Annotated in this window: 9 protein-coding genes, 7 tRNA genes, 3 rRNA genes, 3 pseudogenes and 1 riboswitch; of the genes and pseudogenes, 3 read left to right on the top strand and 19 right to left on the bottom strand. The window is 50.7% G+C overall.

Going from position 1 to position 18553, the window contains the following annotated elements:
* Positions 1 to 5: 5 nt before the first annotated feature.
* From ABDK09_23360 to choV, 3 genes are read left to right on the top strand one after another with little or no spacing between them, the layout of a single operon-like run.
* Entirely contained in the window at positions 6 to 935 is a 930-nt protein-coding gene (locus ABDK09_23360; protein ID XAW89511.1) for a choline ABC transporter substrate-binding protein, read from the top strand.
* A 45-nt stretch (positions 936 to 980) separates the two neighbouring features.
* Complete coding sequence (gene choW / locus ABDK09_23365) at positions 981 to 1817, top strand: choline ABC transporter permease subunit (GenBank protein XAW89512.1); 837 nt, start codon at positions 981 to 983, stop codon at positions 1815 to 1817.
* Positions 1818 to 1819: 2 nt separating this feature from the next.
* Complete coding sequence (gene choV / locus ABDK09_23370; GenBank protein XAW89513.1) at positions 1820 to 3004, top strand: choline ABC transporter ATP-binding protein; 1185 nt, start codon at positions 1820 to 1822, stop codon at positions 3002 to 3004.
* A 239-nt stretch (positions 3005 to 3243) separates the two neighbouring features.
* On the opposite strand, the pseudogene thiH reads toward choV, so the two are convergent.
* The 19 genes and pseudogenes from thiH to hemG all read right to left on the bottom strand — a co-directional run bounded on the left by thiH (position 3244) and on the right by hemG (position 18550).
* Positions 3244 to 4357: pseudogene (thiH, locus tag ABDK09_23375) on the bottom strand (2-iminoacetate synthase ThiH).
* A gap of 2 nt (positions 4358 to 4359) precedes the next feature.
* Positions 4360 to 5124, bottom strand: a complete 765-nt coding sequence (locus ABDK09_23380) for a thiazole synthase (protein ID XAW90809.1) — start codon at positions 5122 to 5124, stop codon at positions 4360 to 4362.
* 70 nt (positions 5125 to 5194) lie between these two features.
* Positions 5195 to 5401 carry a sulfur carrier protein ThiS gene (gene thiS, locus ABDK09_23385; GenBank protein XAW89514.1) on the bottom strand — a complete coding sequence of 69 codons (207 nt, stop codon included), beginning with the start codon at positions 5399 to 5401 and terminating at the stop codon, positions 5195 to 5197.
* A 4-nt stretch (positions 5402 to 5405) separates the two neighbouring features.
* Complete coding sequence (locus ABDK09_23390) at positions 5406 to 6164, bottom strand: HesA/MoeB/ThiF family protein (protein XAW89515.1); 759 nt, start codon at positions 6162 to 6164, stop codon at positions 5406 to 5408.
* The gene (locus ABDK09_23395) at positions 6164 to 7426 is read right to left on the bottom strand and encodes a thiamine phosphate synthase (protein ID XAW89516.1); all 1263 of its coding nucleotides are present in this window, start codon (positions 7424 to 7426) and stop codon (positions 6164 to 6166) included. Before ABDK09_23395 ends, ABDK09_23390 begins: the two co-directional genes overlap by 1 nt.
* 3 nt (positions 7427 to 7429) lie before the next feature.
* Positions 7430 to 9380: pseudogene (thiC, locus tag ABDK09_23400) on the bottom strand (phosphomethylpyrimidine synthase ThiC).
* 108 nt (positions 9381 to 9488) lie between these two features.
* Positions 9489 to 9587: riboswitch (TPP riboswitch) on the bottom strand.
* A gap of 52 nt (positions 9588 to 9639) precedes the next feature.
* Positions 9640 to 10023: a fluoride efflux transporter CrcB gene (gene crcB / locus ABDK09_23405; protein ID XAW89517.1), complete on the bottom strand. Its 384-nt coding sequence runs from the start codon at positions 10021 to 10023 to the stop codon at positions 9640 to 9642.
* Between the two features lie 141 nt (positions 10024 to 10164).
* Positions 10165 to 11548 (bottom strand): annotated as a pseudogene (locus ABDK09_23410) (multicopper oxidase family protein).
* 164 nt (positions 11549 to 11712) lie between these two features.
* Positions 11713 to 11789 (bottom strand) — tRNA-Trp (locus ABDK09_23415).
* Between the two features lie 33 nt (positions 11790 to 11822).
* A tRNA-OTHER gene (locus ABDK09_23420) sits at positions 11823 to 11909 on the bottom strand.
* A 90-nt stretch (positions 11910 to 11999) separates the two neighbouring features.
* Positions 12000 to 12076: transfer RNA gene (locus ABDK09_23425), tRNA-Asp, on the bottom strand.
* A gap of 85 nt (positions 12077 to 12161) precedes the next feature.
* Positions 12162 to 12277: ribosomal RNA gene (gene rrf, locus ABDK09_23430) — 5S ribosomal RNA — on the bottom strand.
* 88 nt (positions 12278 to 12365) lie between these two features.
* Positions 12366 to 15255, bottom strand: a 23S ribosomal RNA gene (locus ABDK09_23435).
* 311 nt (positions 15256 to 15566) lie between these two features.
* A tRNA-Val gene (locus tag ABDK09_23440) sits at positions 15567 to 15642 on the bottom strand.
* 12 nt (positions 15643 to 15654) lie between these two features.
* Positions 15655 to 15730, bottom strand: a tRNA-Ala gene (locus ABDK09_23445).
* Positions 15731 to 15762: 32 nt separating this feature from the next.
* Positions 15763 to 15838 (bottom strand) — tRNA-Lys (locus ABDK09_23450).
* A gap of 1 nt (position 15839) precedes the next feature.
* A tRNA-Glu gene (locus ABDK09_23455) sits at positions 15840 to 15915 on the bottom strand.
* A 68-nt stretch (positions 15916 to 15983) separates the two neighbouring features.
* Positions 15984 to 17536 (bottom strand): 16S ribosomal RNA (locus ABDK09_23460).
* Together the 16S, 23S and 5S rRNA genes with 7 tRNA genes alongside form the textbook arrangement of a ribosomal RNA operon.
* Positions 17537 to 18025: 489 nt before the next feature.
* Complete coding sequence (gene hemG / locus ABDK09_23465) at positions 18026 to 18550, bottom strand: menaquinone-dependent protoporphyrinogen IX dehydrogenase (GenBank protein XAW89518.1); 525 nt, start codon at positions 18548 to 18550, stop codon at positions 18026 to 18028.
* Between the last annotated feature and the right edge of the window lie 3 nt (positions 18551 to 18553).

An 18553-nucleotide genomic window follows, 5' to 3' on the forward strand; every position in this document is an offset into this window, starting at 1 on the left:
GATCAATGCGTAAAGTCATGACCTTCACAGCAGCCACACTGCTGTCAATCAACGCGTATGCTAACAGCTGCGATACCGTTCGTTTTGCCGATGTCGGCTGGACCGATATCACCTCAACAACGGCTGTCACCACCGAGTTATTGCAGGGTTTGGGCTACCAGACCAAAACCGACCTGTTGTCCGTACCGGTTACCTACTCTTCCATGGCCAACGGCGACATTGATGTATTCCTGGGCAACTGGATGCCGACCATGGAGGGTGATATTGCCAAATACCGCGATAATGGTTCGGTAGAAACGGTACGCGCCAATCTGGAAGGTGCCAAATACACCCTGGCCGTACCTAAGTACGTCTATGACGCCGGGGTCAAATCGTTTGCCGATCTTGCCAAGCATGCCGATCAGTTTAAGCACCGCATCTACGGTATCGAGCCTGGTAACGACGGCAACCGCCTGATCCAGTCAATGATTGACAGCAATGCGTTCGATCTCAAACAGTTTGACCTGGTGGAATCGAGTGAAGCCGGCATGGTGTCGCAGGTAAAACGTGCGGTACGCCGCAAGCAGTGGATCGCATTTCTTGGCTGGGCACCGCACCCGATGAACAGCAATGTCGAAATGGAATACCTCAGCGGCGGAGATGATTACTTTGGCGCTAATTATGGCGGTGCCAACGTCTACACCAACGTCCGCCATGACTATACCGAGCAATGTCCCAATGTCGGCCAGTTGCTCAACAATCTGCAATTCAGCCTCGAGATGGAAAACAGCTTGATGGAAGCCATCCTCAATCAGGGCCAACGCCCTGAACAAGCCGCCAAAGACTGGTTGCGTCAGCATCCTGAAGTGCTGACCCCGTGGCTGAAAGATGTCACCACACGTGATGGGCAGCCAGCGGAGAAAGCCGTAACTGATTATCTCAACTCTGACGTATAACCCCGCCGGGTGGCGCAAGCCACCCGCTATAAGGAACTGCACACTATGATTAGCGATCACAAAATTCCGTTAGGCCACTGGATGGAAGCCGGTGTGGACTGGCTGACTCTGCATGCTTCGGGCGTATTCGATACCATCTCTTTCGTACTGGAAAACATCATTATGGTGTTAGTCGATGTCTTCAAATGGTTCCCGCCGGCGGTCCCTATCATTGTCACCGCAGCACTGGCCTGGTGGCTGCATCGCAGCCTGTCTCTGGTGGTGTTTATCATTGCCGCACTGTTACTGATCCTTAACCTGGGTTACTGGCAGGAGATGCTGGAAACCTTTGTCCTGGTCTTTGCCGCCACCACGATTTCGGTCCTGATCGGTGTACCGGTTGGCATCATGGCTGCGCACCGACCATGGCTGTATACCGTGCTGCGCCCGATTCTGGATTTGATGCAGACGGTACCTACATTCGTTTATCTGATCCCGACTCTGGTTCTGTTCGGACTGGGTATTGTACCCGGACTGATTTCCACCATCATTTTCGCCATCGCCGCTCCGATCCGTCTCACCTATCTTGGCGTCACTAAAGTACCGGAAGAACTGATTGAGGCCGGTAAAGCTTTCGGTGCCAGCCGGATGAAGCTGCTGTTCAAAGTTGAACTTCCGGCGGCCCTGCCGAGCATCATGGCTGGCATTACTCAATGCATCATGTTGTCACTGTCAATGGTCGTGATTGCCGCTCTGGTTGGCGCTGATGGTCTGGGCAAACCCGTCATTCGCGCCCTCAACACGGTGAATATTTCCCAAGGGTTTGAAGCCGGTCTGGCGATTGTTCTGGTCGCTATTATTCTCGACCGTCTGTGTAAAGCACCTAACAGCAAGGAGGCATAATCATGCAAGCCATCAGTATTGAAAATCTCGACGTCGTGTTCGGGCAGCAGACGGCACCGGCATTAGACCTGCTTGACCAGGGTAAAAGCCGTCAGGAAATCATCGACCAAACCGGTCTGGTGGTCGGGGTTAACAACGTGACTCTCGACGTACAGCAGGGCGAAATCTGCGTGCTGATGGGTCTGTCCGGCTCTGGTAAATCCAGCCTGCTGCGCGCGGTTAACGGCCTCAACCCGGTTACTCGCGGCGCTCTGAAAATCCAGGATGGAGAACAAAGTATCGATCTGGCGCAGTGCGACGCCGACACCTTGCGTCACCTGCGCACCAACAAAGTCTCGATGGTATTTCAGAAATTCGCCCTCATGCCCTGGCTGACAGTGCTGGATAACGTGGCATTTGGTCTGGAAATGCAAGGCATCAGCAAACAGGAACGCCGTGCCCAGGCACGGGAGAAATTGGCCATGGTCGGCCTGGCCGAATGGGAAAACAAACTGCCCCATGAACTTTCCGGTGGTATGCAGCAACGGGTCGGCCTGGCACGAGCCTTCGCCATGGACAGCGACATTCTGTTGATGGACGAACCTTTCTCTGCCCTTGATCCCCTGATCCGCAGCCAGCTGCAGGATGAGTTACTGCTGCTGCAAAAGCAGCTCAATAAGACCATTATCTTCGTCAGCCATGATCTGGATGAAGCGCTGAAAATCGGCTCACGTATTGCGATTATGGAATCCGGAAAGCTGATTCAGTATGGCAAACCGGAACAGATAGTCCTGTCGCCGGAAACGCAATACGTGAAAGATTTTGTCGCCCACACCAACCCGCTCAATGTCCTCAAAGGTCGTTCGCTGATGAACAGCAGCGATAGCCTGGTCCAAGACAACGGACGCTGGCAGATCTGCCAACAGGCGGATATCTGGGTTGAGCAACAACAGCAACAATGGGTTGTATGTGGCGATAGCCCGGTCGAGTTGATTGAATGGCATGCAGAACTGTCATTGCAGTCATTGAGTCCGCACTCACTGGTCATGGCCAGCCCTGATATTGATATGCGTCAGGCGATTGAAATCCGCTACCGGACCGGTAACCCTATTTTACTGATGGAAGAAAATCGTCTGCTCGGTACATTGAGCGATCAGGATTTTTATCATGCTCTGCTGGGTAAGTACCATCAGGCTCAGGCAGCCTGATGGGTATCTTATATTGATAGTGACCGATACGGATAGATAGTTACCTCATAGTGAGCGATGCCGTCATCGGCGACCACAATGTTCATAGAACACACTCATCTGGTATGTTAAAGGCGACCTCTGGTCGCCTTTATATTTTAACGAGCTACTGTAACTTAACGAGCTAGATTTCGTATGTTTCACGTGAAACACAAATCCGTTGAGCTCACTGCACGACTCACATTAAGCCGAAACTCACACTAACCCGAGTAGACTGCATGCCAGTCATGCCACACCGGTTGCAGTCCGCGCGCTTGCATCGCTTGTTCAACCAGAACGGCAGAACGCTCATCACTGATGGCAAACTGCTCCAGTTCCGCTTTCGGATCCGCATAGCCCCCAGGCTGGGTTTTGGATGCGGCCGATAAACTGGTGATACCAAGCGGTGCGACATTATCGCGAAAGGCCGGCGTTTCCCGGGTTGAGAGCGACAGCTCCACCTCGGAGTTAAACAGACGAAAAGCACAAATCAGCTGCACCAGTTGTTTATCACTCATCACAGATTTAGGCTGCAAAGCTCCTTCACACGGCCGCAGGCGCGGAAACGAAATCGAGTAACGCGATTGCCAGTAAGTCCGCTCAAGATAATCAAGATGGGCCGCGACATAGAAGCAATCGGTACGCCAGTCTTCGAGACCAATCAGCGCACCGAGGCCGATTTTATCAATCCCGGCTTGTGCCAGCCGATCCGGAGTTTCAAGCCGAAAATCGAAATCCATCTTGTTACCACGCAGATGATGCTGCGCGTAAGTCGAAGGATGGTACGTCTCCTGATAAACCATCACGGCATCCAAGCCGAGCGTCTTGAGCTCTGCGTACTCTTGCATCTGCAGTGGCTGTACTTCCATCGCCAGATAGTGAAACGACTGCTTAATGATCGGCAGCATTTGACGAAAGTAATTCATGCCGACTTTGGTTTCATGTTCACCGGTCACCAACAATACGCTGTCGAATTTCATCTGCTTAATAGCAGCAATTTCAGCGCGGATTTCCGTCTCACTGAGGGTTTTACGTTTAATGCGGTTTCTCCATCGAAAAACCACAATAGGTACATGCGTTGGCACACAAGTTAGAAAGGTAAAGCGGAATGTAGAACGCCATGGTATTGCCAAAACGGCGCCGGGTCGCCTGGTAAGACAGCTGTGCCATCTGCTCCAGATACCCTTCTGCTGCCGGCGAAATCAGAGCTTTGAAGTCTTCCAGATCACGTTTGTTTTTAGCCAGTGCGCGCTCGACATCATGACGGGTTTTACTGTACACCGACAGCTTAATATCATCCCAGTCGAGCTGGTTAAATCGGTCAATAAAACTCATATTCAATTGTCCAGAAATGCGGTAAACGGACTCGATGCAGACGCGCTCACTTGCTGGGTCGCCAGACCGGAAAGATAAGCCATCCGCCCCGCTTCGACTGCCATACGAAATGCAGTGGCCATCGCAATCGGATTACGAGCCGTAGCAATCGCAGTGTTGACCAAGACCGCATCGGCCCCCATCTCCATCGCCAGCGCAGCATCCGATGGTGCACCAATACCGGCATCAACGATGACCGGAACCTTAGCCTGATCAATGATAATTTCGAGGAAGGTTTTTGAGCTTAATCCCTGGTTGGTGCCAATCGGTGCACCGAGTGGCATCACTGCGGCACAGCCGACCTCCTCCAGTCGCTTGCACAGCACCGGATCGGCATGGCAGTAAGGCAACACAATAAAGCCATCTTTCACCAGCTGTTCAGCTGCTTTCAGAGTCTCAATCGGGTCCGGCATCAGGTACTTGGGATCGGGATGAATTTCCAGTTTCAGCCACTCTGTACCGAGCGCTTCACGCGCCAGATGGGCGGCATAGATGGCATCCTGTGCGGTTTTGGCACCGGAGGTATTTGGCAACAAATTAACCCCGCTGGCAATCAGCGGGGCCAAAATATCATCGTCACGCTGCTCAAGATCAACCCGCTTGAGTGCCATGGTGACCAGTTCTGACTGACTCACTGCAATAGCTTGCGACATGGTGTTGCGGTCGGAAAACTTCCCGGTACCGGTCAGTAAACGGGACTGGAACTGACGATTGGCTATCGTCAGCATAGCGTTGCCGGCCACAACTTCACTCTGATTGGGCTTATTTGCAGACGTATTATTAATAACAGACATAGTATTAGCCTCCTGCGATGGCCTGAAACAGTGAGATCTGATCACCCTGATTGAGTTGAGTCTCAGACCATAATCCTTTCGGAATAACTTGTTGATTGATGGCAAACACACAACCGACGGTCGGCAGTCCAAGTTGAATCTGCAGCGTGTGTAAGCTGGTTGTCGCCTCAATCTGATGCGCTTGCTGGTTAATAAATATAGTGATGGTCATACACTCACTCCGTGCTTTGTCCGCACTGCTTGCAGTGTGGATCCGCGATAAGTTGCCACTTTTGCCACTGCATACTCAGTGCATCAAAGCGCTGCATGTAATGGCTGTCAAAACCGTCGAGTTGAATTAATTTCTGCATCGCCAGCAGAGCCTGTAAGTTACCCATAGTGCCGACCACCGGTCCGGCTACGCCCATATCTGAGCAGCGCACTGACGTCGATGATTGCAGATCCGGTACCACACATTGATAACAACCTTGGCTGCGGCGGCTAAAATCAAGCGTAATCAATTGCCCTTCCCAGCCAATCGCTGAAGCGGAAATCAAACATACTCCGGCCTGATAACAAACCTGGTTGACCAAATGGCGAGTCGGCAAATTATCACTGCAGTCGAGCACCACATCAGCCAAGCTGACTTCTAGCTTCAGTAAGGTGGCATCCATACGTCGTTCAACCGTGCGTACCTGACAATCAGGATTGAGCGTGTGTAGACTTCGTGCCAAAGCGCGTACTTTGGGCTGGCCAATATCCTGCACGCGGTAAGCCAACTGACGATGCAGATTGGATATCTCCACCTGATCATCATCGGCAATCACCAGCTTAGTGACACCCGCAGCGGCCAGAAACTGCGCTGCTGCACTGCCTAATCCGCCACAACCAATCATCAAGACTTTGCTATTGAGTAAAGCTTGCTGGCCCACTTCACCGATTTGCGGCAACGCCACCTGACGTTGATAACGCACAAATTGTTGGTCACTGAGCATCAGCCACCTCCTCGCCCTGATGAGCCAGGTCCAACAAGTGCTGTAACTGAGTGACCGCCTGGCTGACATCCTGAGCCTGAGTGATAGCCCTGACTACAGCAATACTGCTTACCCCACACTCGAGAAACCTGAGCAGCGTTACTGCGATCAATACCGCCAATCGCAACACTCGGTACACCCAGCTGATCGCCATAAGGCAGGCTATTCAATAAGGTTTGATACAGTTTCAGCCGCACCAACCCCTGTGGTTTGGATGGCATTTGTTTGGTCGTGGTCGGGAAAATATGTCCTAACGCGATATAGCTGGGTGCCAGCTGATGGATACGCAGTAACTCAAAATAACCATGGGTAGAGAGTCCGAGGCGAATGCCGGCCTTTGCTATTGCCGCCAGATCGGCCAGCAATAGATCTTCCTGGCCGAGATGAACACCGAATGCACCATGCTTAAGTGCCAATTGCCAGTAGTCATTGATAAACACCTGAGCACCATGTTCACGGCCCAAAGCAATCGCCTGGATGATCTGCTGTTCGAGATCAGCCTGCAGCGGGTCTTTAATCCGCAATTGAATAGTCTTGATGCCAAGCGGCAACAAAGTGGCAATCCAGCGCACATCATCCACCACCGGATAAAGTCCGAGCGACGCTTGATTCAGTAATGCAAACGGAGAGACATCGCGGTAAATCGCTTGCGGCTCCGGTTGGGGAAAATAGCGATAATCGAGTGGCCATGTTTCACGTGAAACATTCACAGCCGCCCGACTGACCACCAAAGCATCTTCCAAAGCAAAATCGAGCGCGAGTAAACTTACCAACCAGGTCAGATGCTGCTGTTTCTGCTGTGTAGTTAACGCGGTCAGATTAATCAGGCGACGCTGTTCATCGCCATACCACCAGTGATCTTCCAATCCGCTGCAGCCAGGCGCGCCGATAGTGACTGTCTTAGGTGCAGTTATAGGGTTAGATGCAGTGATAGTGTCAGACGCAGTACCTAATGAGGAAAGCAAAGATGTCCCCTCACAGTCTGCGCCGACGTAATCAATGCAGAGATCCGTTTCCGCCTTGCAGGCAGAAGAGAGATGATTGACCAATAAAAGATTGCTTGATAAACGAAGAGTCGTGTCCGCAACAAGGTGAACATACGGAGTTGGGCTAACGCCCAACTCAATGTGATCAATATGTAAACCCTGTTGTTTGGCAAGTAACAGTACCCGCTGCACTTCTCCCGTCATCGCAATGCAATGAGATGGGATCAGTATTTTCACCGCTTACTCCTCGGTCACGCTCTCGTGACTGGTAACTGCCGGATGATAAAGCTGCGAACCTGAGTTAAGAAACTCCTGTGATTTCTGGCGCATACCTTCCAGTGGATCATCGAGCAGTTTGACCGAAATCGCATCTTCGTCCGACGCAGTGTAATTGGCGTAAGTACGACGCACCTCCTGCGAGATTTTCATCGAGCAGAATTTCGGGCCGCACATCGAACAGAAATGGGCAACCTTACCTGACTCCTGCGGCAAGGTTTCATCATGGAAAGCACGGGCGGTCACCGGGTCCAGCGACAGGTTAAACTGGTCTTCCCAACGGAACTCAAAACGCGCCTTTGACAGAGCATTATCACGGATCTGCGCACCAGGATGACCTTTGGCCAAATCAGCAGCATGGGCGGCCAGTTTGTAGGTAATCAGGCCAGTCTTCACATCTTCTTTATTCGGCAGGCCAAGGTGCTCTTTCGGCGTGACGTAGCACAACATCGCACAACCAAACCAGCCAATCATGGCGGCACCGATGCCGGAAGTAATATGGTCATAGCCCGGAGCCACATCCGTGGTCAGCGGACCTAAGGTGTAGAACGGTGCTTCATGACAATGCTCCAGCTGCTCATCCATATTGGCTTTAATCATGTGCATCGGAACGTGTCCCGGGCCTTCAATCATCACCTGCACATCGTATTCCCAGGCGACTTTCGTCAGTTCGCCCAGAGTGCGCAGCTCAGCAAACTGTGCTTCATCGTTGGCATCGGCAATCGAGCCCGGACGCAGACCATCCCCCAGAGACAGAGCCACATCGTACTTGGCACAGATCTCACAAATCTCGCGAAAGTGAGTATAGAGGAAGTTTTCTTCATGATGTGCCAGACACCATTTAGCGATGATCGATCCGCCACGCGAAACAATACCGGTGACCCGTTTAGCGGTCATCGGCACATAACGCAGCAACAAACCGGCATGGATAGTGAAATAATCCACACCCTGCTCAGCCTGCTCGAGTAAAGTGTCACGCATCACTTCCCAGGTCAGGTTTCTCGGCAATACCGTTAACCTTTTCCAGCGCCTGATACATAGGTACGGTACCAATCGGCACCGGGCTGTTACGCAGAATCCATTCGCGTGTTTCATGAATATTACGTCCGGTCGACAAATCCATCACGGTATCACCACCCCAGCGCGTCGCCCATACCAGTTTCTCAACTTCTTCTTCAATCGAGGAGCTGACCGAAGAGTTACCGATATTGGCGTTTACTTTGACCAGAAAGTTACGTCCGATAATCATCGGCTCAGATTCCGGGTGGTTGATGTTACTAGGGATAATGGCACGCCCTTCGGCCACTTCACGACGCACAAATTCCGCGCTGATTTCCTGCGGCAGATTGGCACCAAAGTTTTGCCCGGGATGCTGCTGATTCAGCTGCTCGTCCTGGTAACGGCGTCGGCCCATATTTTCCCGAATGGCAATAAACTCCATTTCCGGAGTAATGATGCCCTGCCGGGCATAATGCAGCTGGGTCACACACTGGCCCGCTTTCGCACGGCGGATCTGCGGTAAATTGCCGTAGCGCAGCTCATCCAGAGTTTCATCCGCCAAACGCGCACGGGCATACTCAGAACTCATCGCATCAAGCAGTTCGGTATCATTGCGCTCTGCTACCCACTCGGCACGCAGTTTTGGCAGCCCCTGGTAGAGGTCAATGGTATGCTCGGGATCGGTGTACACACCAGAAGTATCATAGACACTCACCGGCTCATTAGGCTCGTAAACCGGCTGCTCTTTGCTGCCACCAATCAAACTGTCAGCCAGAGAAATTTCGCGCATAGGAACGCGAATGTCCGGACGAGAGCCGGTGACGTATGTTTTTTGAGAATTGGGATAAGGTTGAACAGAAAGCGATTCAATAAACTGTTTAGCTTCCAGTCTCGCTTGTTTGCGATTCGACGACATAGCATTTTCCTTTTAGGATTTTAGGGATAAATGCTTGGCGGATAGTTGCGACAAGAGGTAAGCAGACAAATCTGGTTACTGAAGATGTGACGATCCACAGATCGCCAGAGAAAGTCTTCTCTTGTTCCCTTCGCTGGTACTAACCAGATCAGGTTCAACGGATCCCGAATAAACGGTCTCAGCCTTATGGCACTCCGACAAGTGAAACGATTATAGAGAATCGTGTTGCGTTAACCAAGTGTTAAAGTAGAGTTTTTAATCAACCTCGTAATAACCATTGGTAAGCAAGCCAGGCAGCAGAAATACTCAGCGCAACATTGAGTAATATATTGAGCCCCATTTTGAGAAATGCGCCCTGCTGCATTAACAGGACGTTATCCATAGAGAAAGTTGAGAAAGTGGTCAGTGCGCCGAGAAAACCCAGCCCGACCACCTGACGCCACGGATAAGGTGCCAGCCACTCGTTTTCGAACGCCGCAATCAGCAGGCCCATGATAAATGAACCGACAATGTTAACCGTCAGCGTACCATATGGAAAATTACGTCCAAATAACGTAATACACCACTCAGAGACCAGATAACGAGAGCAGGCACCAACGGCGCCACCCAAGGCTATCAGACCCAAAATTGATAATTGTCCCATTTGACGTCCCCGTACTAATTTGTAACCTATTGTAACGATTTATCGATCAAGATGAGCGCCGAGAAGTAAAAAAATAGTTTTCTTTTTCAGCAACCTTGATTAACTAACCGCTCTGTTTTAAAAAAGTTACAGGAGTCACTTTTATACCACTTCAATATAGCCCATCAAGCCAGTATGCATATGTTCTATCACATGACAGTGATACATCCAGCGACCAGGGTTATCAGCCACAAATGCCGCTTTGGCGGTGCCATTCTTACCGAGTAACACAGTATCGGTATGGAACGGCTCTTTAACAGGCTCGCCATCAAGTTCAATCACGGTAAATGTATGACCATGTAAGTGAATCGGATGGTGATACTGAGTCACATTACGCAGGTTAAAAATATAGCTCTTACCGCGCGTCAGAGTCGCAAGCGGCTTGGGAATATTATCGGCACTCATTCCTTCCCAGGCGCGTTTATTGATCAGCCAGAAATCCGGTACCGCGTTGCCGGCGTCATCCGCGGGTGTCACCGCCCCTTCCCACTCAAAGACAAAATCGATCTCTTCGGCACGATATAAGTCCACTTCAGGAATCGGATTTAATGGCAGGCGGGGGATCGATTTCTCCTCAGCCAGCCAGGATTCCTGACTGACAAACTCACACAGAGGAAAAGCAAATTTGCCTTTCATCTGGCGAATGTAAACCGTCTGCCCGGCTGCAGGTGCAATGAAAGCGATATCCAGGCGCATACCCGGGCCCATCTTATGTTCTTTAAGTAAATACGGGGTAGCAATCGGGTTGCCGTCAATCGCCACGATCCAGGCATCGACGCCTTGCACCGCAATCGGATAGGTGATGGTGTTGTCGACATTGGCGATACGCGCACGCACGGTTGCATTGTGCTTAATCGGGTACTGCGGGTTATGCTGCCCGTTAACCGTACCCCACTCGCCAGGAGTCCCCATACGAGCGCTGTAGCGTGGAATCATACGCTGTTTCCACTGCCCCTGCTTATCGATGTGCCAGTGTTTCAGCATCAGGGAGAACTCCTGATCAAACACAACCGGCTCAGCTTCTTCCACAACCAGCATGCCAACCAGCCCCATCCCCAGCTGATTGACGCTGTTCATATGCGGGTGATACCAGAAAGTCCCCGCATCCGGCGGAGTAAACTCATAAGTAAAAGTCTCACCAGGCATAATCGGAGCCTGACTCAGGAAAGGGACGCCATCCATCGCAATCGGTATACGCAAACCATGCCAGTGAATCGTGGTCGGCTCGTTCAGTTTGTTGGTGAAATGGATGGTCACCTTTTTACCCTGCCGACAACGAATCGTCGGCGCCGGAATGGAACCATTGAAACCTAGAACTTGGGTCTGATAGCCGGGAAACCAGCTCAGCGGTAGCGGGCTGTGCGGTCAGTTGATACACATAATTGTCTTCGTCTGAACTAAGACGCAACAAAGAGCACGCTGGCAACGCCGCTCCAATTCCAATCGCCGAACCGAATTGCAGCAAGCGGCGCCGAGTGAGTTCCATAACCATTCCTGATAAATATAACCTTGATATTGGTAATAAAACTGATTGGCAACAAAATGTAAATGACCAGACACAGAAATGTGCCAGATATGGGTAGTAGGTTGGATAAGTAATTGTGCATGTGAACGAAAAAAGCCTCAGCATTACTGCTGAGGCTTCTTATATGGCAGGGGTGGAGAGATTCGAACTCCCAACACGCGGATTTGGAATCCGCTGCTCTGCCAATTGGAGCTACACCCCTAGAAATAGGTCATCAAATTGTATCTGGATACTTTGGGCCTTTGAAAAGATTCGAACTCCCAACACGCGCCAATTCGCAAAATCAGGGGAATCCGCTGCTCTGCCAATTGGAGCTACACCCCTAGAAATAGGTACCCAGATTGTCTCTGGCAGATTTTTTAAACACCAGATTTGAGAAAACCCTAGCATTTCTGCTAGGGTTTCGAATAAGTGGCGGAGCGGACGGGACTCGAACCCGCGACCCCCGGCGTGACAGGCCGGTATTCTAACCAACTGAACTACCGCTCCGCATTGGTCAGACTATGAAGTCTTTTCTCGTTTTTTGCTTTCAGGTTATTCCTTAAAAAGGAGCCGTCTGAAGCAAGAAATTAAAGCCTGGCGATGTTCTACTCTCACATGGGGAAACCCCACACTACCATCGACGCTGTTTCGTTTCACTTCTGAGTTCGGAATGGAATCAGGTGGGTCCAAAACGCTATGGTCGCCAAGCAAAATTTTAAAATCTGGAAAGCTGTTTATGTTCTCACACACATTCAATGTACTTGCATTGAGTCCATCAAAACCCCTTGGGTGTTGTATGGTTAAGCCTCACGGGCAATTAGTACAGGTTAGCTCAACGCCTCACAACGCTTACACACCCTGCCTATCAACGTTCTAGTCTCGAACAACCCTTTAGGATACTTAAAGTATCAGGGAAGACTCATCTCAGGGCTCGCTTCCCGCTTAGATGCTTTCAGCGGTTATCGATTCCGAACTTAGCTACCGGGCAATGCGTCTGGCGACACAACCCGAACACCAGAGGTTCGTCCACTCCGGTCCTCTCGTACTAGGAGCAGCCCCCTTCAATCTTCCAACGCCCACGGCAGATAGGGACCGAACTGTCTCACGACGTTCTAAACCCAGCTCGCGTACCACTTTAAATGGCGAACAGCCATACCCTTGGGACCGACTTCAGCCCCAGGATGTGATGAGCCGACATCGAGGTGCCAAACACCGCCGTCGATATGAACTCTTGGGCGGTATCAGCCTGTTATCCCCGGAGTACCTTTTATCCGTTGAGCGATGGCCCTTCCATTCAGAACCACCGGATCACTATGACCTGCTTTCGCACCTGCTCGAATTGTCATTCTCGCAGTCAAGCGGGCTTATGCCATTGCACTAACCTCACGATGTCCAACCGTGATTAGCCCACCTTCGTGCTCCTCCGTTACTCTTTGGGAGGAGACCGCCCCAGTCAAACTACCCACCAGGCACTGTCCTCGAACCGGATAACGGTCCAGAGTTAGAACATCAAACATACAAGGGTGGTATTTCAAGGACGGCTCCAACGCAACTGGCGTCACGTCTTCAAAGCCTCCCACCTATCCTACACATGTAGGTTCAATGTTCAGTGCCAAGCTGTAGTAAAGGTTCACGGGGTCTTTCCGTCTAGCCGCGGGTACACTGCATCTTCACAGCGATTTCAATTTCACTGAGTCTCGGGTGGAGACAGCGTGGCCATCATTACGCCATTCGTGCAGGTCGGAACTTACCCGACAAGGAATTTCGCTACCTTAGGACCGTTATAGTTACGGCCGCCGTTTACCGGGGCTTCGATCAAGAGCTTCGACCGAAGTCTAACCCCATCAATTAACCTTCCGGCACCGGGCAGGCGTCACACCGTATACGTCATCTTACGATTTTGCACAGTGCTGTGTTTTTAATAAACAGTTGCAGCCACCTGGTATCTGCGACTCTCAATAGCTCCATCCGCGAGGGACTTCACCGTCAAGAGCGTACCTTCTCCCGAAGTTACGGTACCATTTTGCCTAGTTCCTTCACCCGAGTTCTCTCAAGCGCCTTGGTATTCTCTACCCGACCACCTGTGTCGGTTTGGGGTACGATTCCTTACAATCTGAAGCTTAGAGGCTTTTCCTGGAAGCATGGCATCAATGACTTCACCGCCGTAGCGGCTCGACGTCGTGTCTCAGCCTTAAAGAGAGCCGGATTTACCTAACCCTCAAGCCTACGCACTTGAACCTGGACAACCGTCGCCAGGCCCACCTAGCCTTCTCCGTCCCCCCATCGCAATTGTAAGAAGTACGGGAATATTAACCCGTTTCCCATCGACTACGCCTTTCGGCCTCGCCTTAGGGGTCGACTTACCCTGCCCCGATTAACGTTGGACAGGAACCCTTGGTCTTCCGGCGAGGAGGTTTTTCACCCCCTTTATCGTTACTCATGTCAGCATTCGCACTTCTGATACCTCCAGCAAACCTTACAGTTCACCTTCAACGGCTTACAGAACGCTCCCCTACCCAATACAATAAATTGCATTGCCGCAGCTTCGGTTTACAGCTTAGCCCCGTTACATCTTCCGCGCAGGCCGACTCGACTAGTGAGCTATTACGCTTTCTTTAAATGATGGCTGCTTCTAAGCCAACATCCTAGCTGTCTGAGCCTTCCCACATCGTTTCCCACTTAGCTGTAATTTGGGACCTTAGCTGGCGGTCTGGGTTGTTTCCCTCTCCACGACGGACGTTAGCACCCGCCGTGTGTCTCCCGGATAGTACTTACTGGTATTCGGAGTTTGCAAAGGGTTGGTAAGTCGGGATGACCCCCTAGCCTTAACAGTGCTCTACCCCCAGTAGTATTCGTCCGAGGCGCTACCTAAATAGCTTTCGGGGAGAACCAGCTATCTCCGAGTTTGATTGGCCTTTCACCCCTAGCCACAAGTCATCCGCTAATTTTTCAACATTAGTCGGTTCGGTCCTCCAATTGATGTTACTCAATCTTCAACCTGCCCATGGCTAGATCACCCGGTTTCGGGTCTATATCCAGAGACTGAACGCCCAGTTAAGACTCGGTTTCCCTACGGCTCCCCTAAATGGTTAACCTTGCCACTGAATATAAGTCGCTGACCCATTATACAAAAGGTACGCAGTCACACCACGAAGGTGCTCCTACTGCTTGTACGTACACGGTTTCAGGTTCTATTTCACTCCCCTCACAGGGGTTCTTTTCGCCTTTCCCTCACGGTACTGGTTCACTATCGGTCAGTCAGGAGTATTTAGCCTTGGAGGATGGTCCCCCCATGTTCAGACAGGATAACACGTGTCCCGCCCTACTCGATTTCACTGAACATACGCTGCCGGTTACGGGGCTATCACCCTGTTTCGCGGTCCTTTCCAGAACCTTCACCTGACGCATATAAAGCTTAAGGGCTAATCCAATTTCGCTCGCCGCTACTTTCGGAATCTCAATTGATTTCTTTTCCTCGGGGTACTTAGATGTTTCAGTTCCCCCGGTTCGCTTCATTAACCTATGTATTCAGTTAATGATACGTGCTTATGCACGTGGGTTTCCCCATTCGGAAATCCCAGACTCAAATGACTCTTACTGTCTCATCTGGGCTTATCGCAAGTTAGTACGTCCTTCATCGCCTCTGACTGCCAAGGCATCCACCGTGTACGCTTAGTCACTTAACCATACAACCCCAAGAGGTCTTTACGTATGGCAAACAACCAAGGTTTAGTTGTCTCTCATTATTTGAATGAGCGAGAGACATTTCGATTTTGCCGGACTCAATTTTGAAACTTGAAAACAAGTTTCTACCAAGCACACTTGAATGTGTTGTTGGTGTATTCCACTAAGGAATACATTGAGAACTTTACAAACAAATCTTATTCACAAGGAATAAAGTTTGTTTTGTCAGCTTTCCAAATTGTTAAAGAGCAAGATTCGTATCTCTAATGAGATGAACCATGTTTAAACACACTTACACAAATGCGCTTAAAGATGGTGGGCGATACCGGGTTCGAACCAGTGACCCCCTGCTTGTAAGGCAGGTGCTCTCCCAACTGAGCTAATCGCCCATTATTCAAGAATGGTGGAGCTAAGCAGGATCGAACTGCTGACCTCCTGCGTGCAAGGCAGGCGCTCTCCCAGCTGAGCTATAGCCCCAACTCTTGAGTTTTAATTCCTAATGGAAGGAATGGTGGGTCGTGCAGGATTCGAACCTGCGACCAATTGATTAAAAGTCAACTGCTCTACCAACTGAGCTAACGACCCGTGGTATCCCGTAGGGGAGTCGAACCCCTGTTACCGCCGTGAAAGGGCGGTGTCCTAGGCCTCTAGACGAACGGGACACTAAGATACTCTTCTTTATCTAAACCGTATCAATCTGTGTGAACACTCATCGCAATAATCATTCGTATAAGGAGGTGATCCAGCGCCAGGTTCCCCTAGCGCTACCTTGTTACGACTTCACCCCAGTCATGAACCACAAAGTGGCAAGCGTCCTCCCGAAGGTTAAACTACCTGCTTCTTTTGCAGCCCACTCCCATGGTGTGACGGGCGGTGTGTACAAGGCCCGGGAACGTATTCACCGTGGCATTCTGATCCACGATTACTAGCGATTCCGACTTCATGGAGTCGAGTTGCAGACTCCAATCCGGACTACGACGCACTTTTTGGGATTCGCTCACTTTCGCAAGTTGGCCGCCCTCTGTATGCGCCATTGTAGCACGTGTGTAGCCCTACTCGTAAGGGCCATGATGACTTGACGTCGTCCCCACCTTCCTCCGGTTTATCACCGGCAGTCTCCCTGGAGTTCCCGACATTACTCGCTGGCAAACAAGGATAAGGGTTGCGCTCGTTGCGGGACTTAACCCAACATTTCACAACACGAGCTGACGACAGCCATGCAGCACCTGTCTCTCAGTTCCCGAAGGCACAAGACTGTCTCCAGTCTCTTCTGAGGATGTCAAGAGTAGGTAAGGTTCTTCGCGTTGCATCGAATTAAACCACATGCTCCACCGCTTGTGCGGGCCCCCGTCAATTCATTTGAGTTTTAATCTTGCGACCGTACTCCCCAGGCGGTCTACTTAACGCGTTAGCTCCGAAAGCCACGGCTCAAGGCCACAACCTCCAAGTAGACATCGTTGACGGCGTGGACTACCAGGGTATCTAATCCTGTTTGCTCCCCACGCTTTCGCATCTGAGTGTCAGTATCTGTCCAGGGGGCCGCCTTCGCCACCGGTATTCCTTCAGATCTCTACGCATTTCACCGCTACACCTGAAATTCTACCCCCCTCTACAGTACTCTAGCCTGCCAGTTTCAAATGCAATTCCGAGGTTGAGCCCCGGGCTTTCACATCTGACTTAACAAACCACCTGCATGCGCTTTACGCCCAGTAATTCCGATTAACGCTCGCACCCTCCGTATTACCGCGGCTGCTGGCACGGAGTTAGCCGGTGCTTCTTCTGCAGCTAACGTCAAACGAATGCGCTATTAACACACCCGCCTTCCTCACTGCTGAAAGTACTTTACAACCCGAAGGCCTTCTTCATACACGCGGCATGGCTGCATCAGGCTTGCGCCCATTGTGCAATATTCCCCACTGCTGCCTCCCGTAGGAGTCTGGACCGTGTCTCAGTTCCAGTGTGGCTGATCATCCTCTCAGACCAGCTAGGGATCGTCGCCTTGGTGAGCCCTTACCTCACCAACTAGCTAATCCCACCTGGGCATATCCTGACGCGAGAGGCCCGAAGGTCCCCCTCTTTGAGCCGAAGCTATCATGCGGTATTAGCCATCGTTTCCAATGGTTATCCCCCACATCAGGGCAATTTCCCAGGCATTACTCACCCGTCCGCCGCTCGCCGCCCTTAACGTTCTCCGAAGGTTCAGTTAAGTCGCTGCCGCTCGACTTGCATGTGTTAGGCCTGCCGCCAGCGTTCAATCTGAGCCATGATCAAACTCTTCAATTTAAGATTTTGTCGGCTCAATGAATACTGACTTCAAATTACCTTAGTAATTCAAAGCTATTATCGTTCCAACAGAACGATAATGAATTGACTGTGTCGATACCGAAGTATCGATTGGTCACTCAGTTCATTGATACCTAAGTTGATTCTCTAGAATCATCTTCGATTATCATCAACGAGTGCCCACACAGATTGATAGGTTTATATTGTTAAAGAGCCTTGCTTGTTGAGGTCTTCCTCTCAAAGCGGACGGCCATTTTAGCGAGTTAAGTTTTAGTGTCAACCACTTTTTTTCAAAACTTTTTCATCAATTTTGATGATGCTTGGTAACCGTCTAAACCCGGGAGCGCTTCTTGCGAACTGTTCCCGTGTCAGTGAGGCGGCATTATAGGGAGCAACCAGAATTTGGCAATAGTTTTTTTGCCATTTTTTATCACTTTCTTGCTGTTCGTATAAAAAGACGTCAATAAGCCGCAAATCTACCCGTTTGGTTTACATGTTTTTAAACTTTTTCGCGAATTGAGTCACTTTTTCCCAATTGGTGTACTCGACTTCTTTACTGGTATCAGTCTCACCACCGGTCATGGTCATTATCAGACGAATCATCATTTTATCGAACCAGCGGTAGCGAGGGTAATAGAGGGCACCGGCAAACACCCCAATTACATCAGGCTGCCAAGGGGACTTTTTAAGGAAGGTCTGCACATAGACACTACCTTGCGGGGTATCTTTGCCCTGCTCTTCTTTACGTGCGGTCAGGTTGACGCAGAAGAAGGCGGCATCAGCGCGTTGCAACTGGGTCAGATTGCGTTCGATAAACTGATACAGCTTCTTATTTAAACGGCCATAACGAATTGAGGCTCCGATCAGCACTTTATCGTAAGCGGCCCAATCAATGTTTCCGACAGTGTGCAGGTCCTGAATGTCACATTCGAATGGTGCCAGCTGAGCAGCGATGCGCTCGATGATCTTTCGGGTCTGCCCCTCACGGCTGGAATAAAGTAACAGTGCTTTCACGAT

The sequence above is a fragment of the Vibrio sp. CDRSL-10 TSBA genome (assembly GCA_039696685.1).
Classification (GTDB): domain Bacteria; phylum Pseudomonadota; class Gammaproteobacteria; order Enterobacterales; family Vibrionaceae; genus Vibrio.

What these genes read in the sequence shown, in the direction of transcription:
- ABDK09_23360 (XAW89511.1), top strand. Translation starts at nt 6, where the DNA reads ATGCGTAAAGTCATGACCTTCACAGCAGCCACACTGCTGTCAATCAAC.
- choW (XAW89512.1), top strand. Translation starts at nt 981, where the DNA reads ATGATTAGCGATCACAAAATTCCGTTAGGCCACTGGATGGAAGCCGGT.
- choV (XAW89513.1), top strand. Translation starts at nt 1,820, where the DNA reads ATGCAAGCCATCAGTATTGAAAATCTCGACGTCGTGTTCGGGCAGCAG.
- ABDK09_23380 (XAW90809.1), bottom strand. Translation starts at nt 5,124, where the DNA reads ATGCTGACGATAGCCAATCGTCAGTTCCAGTCCCGTTTACTGACCGGT.
- thiS (XAW89514.1), bottom strand. Translation starts at nt 5,401, where the DNA reads ATGACCATCACTATATTTATTAACCAGCAAGCGCATCAGATTGAGGCG.
- ABDK09_23390 (XAW89515.1), bottom strand. Translation starts at nt 6,164, where the DNA reads ATGCTCAGTGACCAACAATTTGTGCGTTATCAACGTCAGGTGGCGTTG.
- crcB (XAW89517.1), bottom strand. Translation starts at nt 10,023, where the DNA reads ATGGGACAATTATCAATTTTGGGTCTGATAGCCTTGGGTGGCGCCGTT.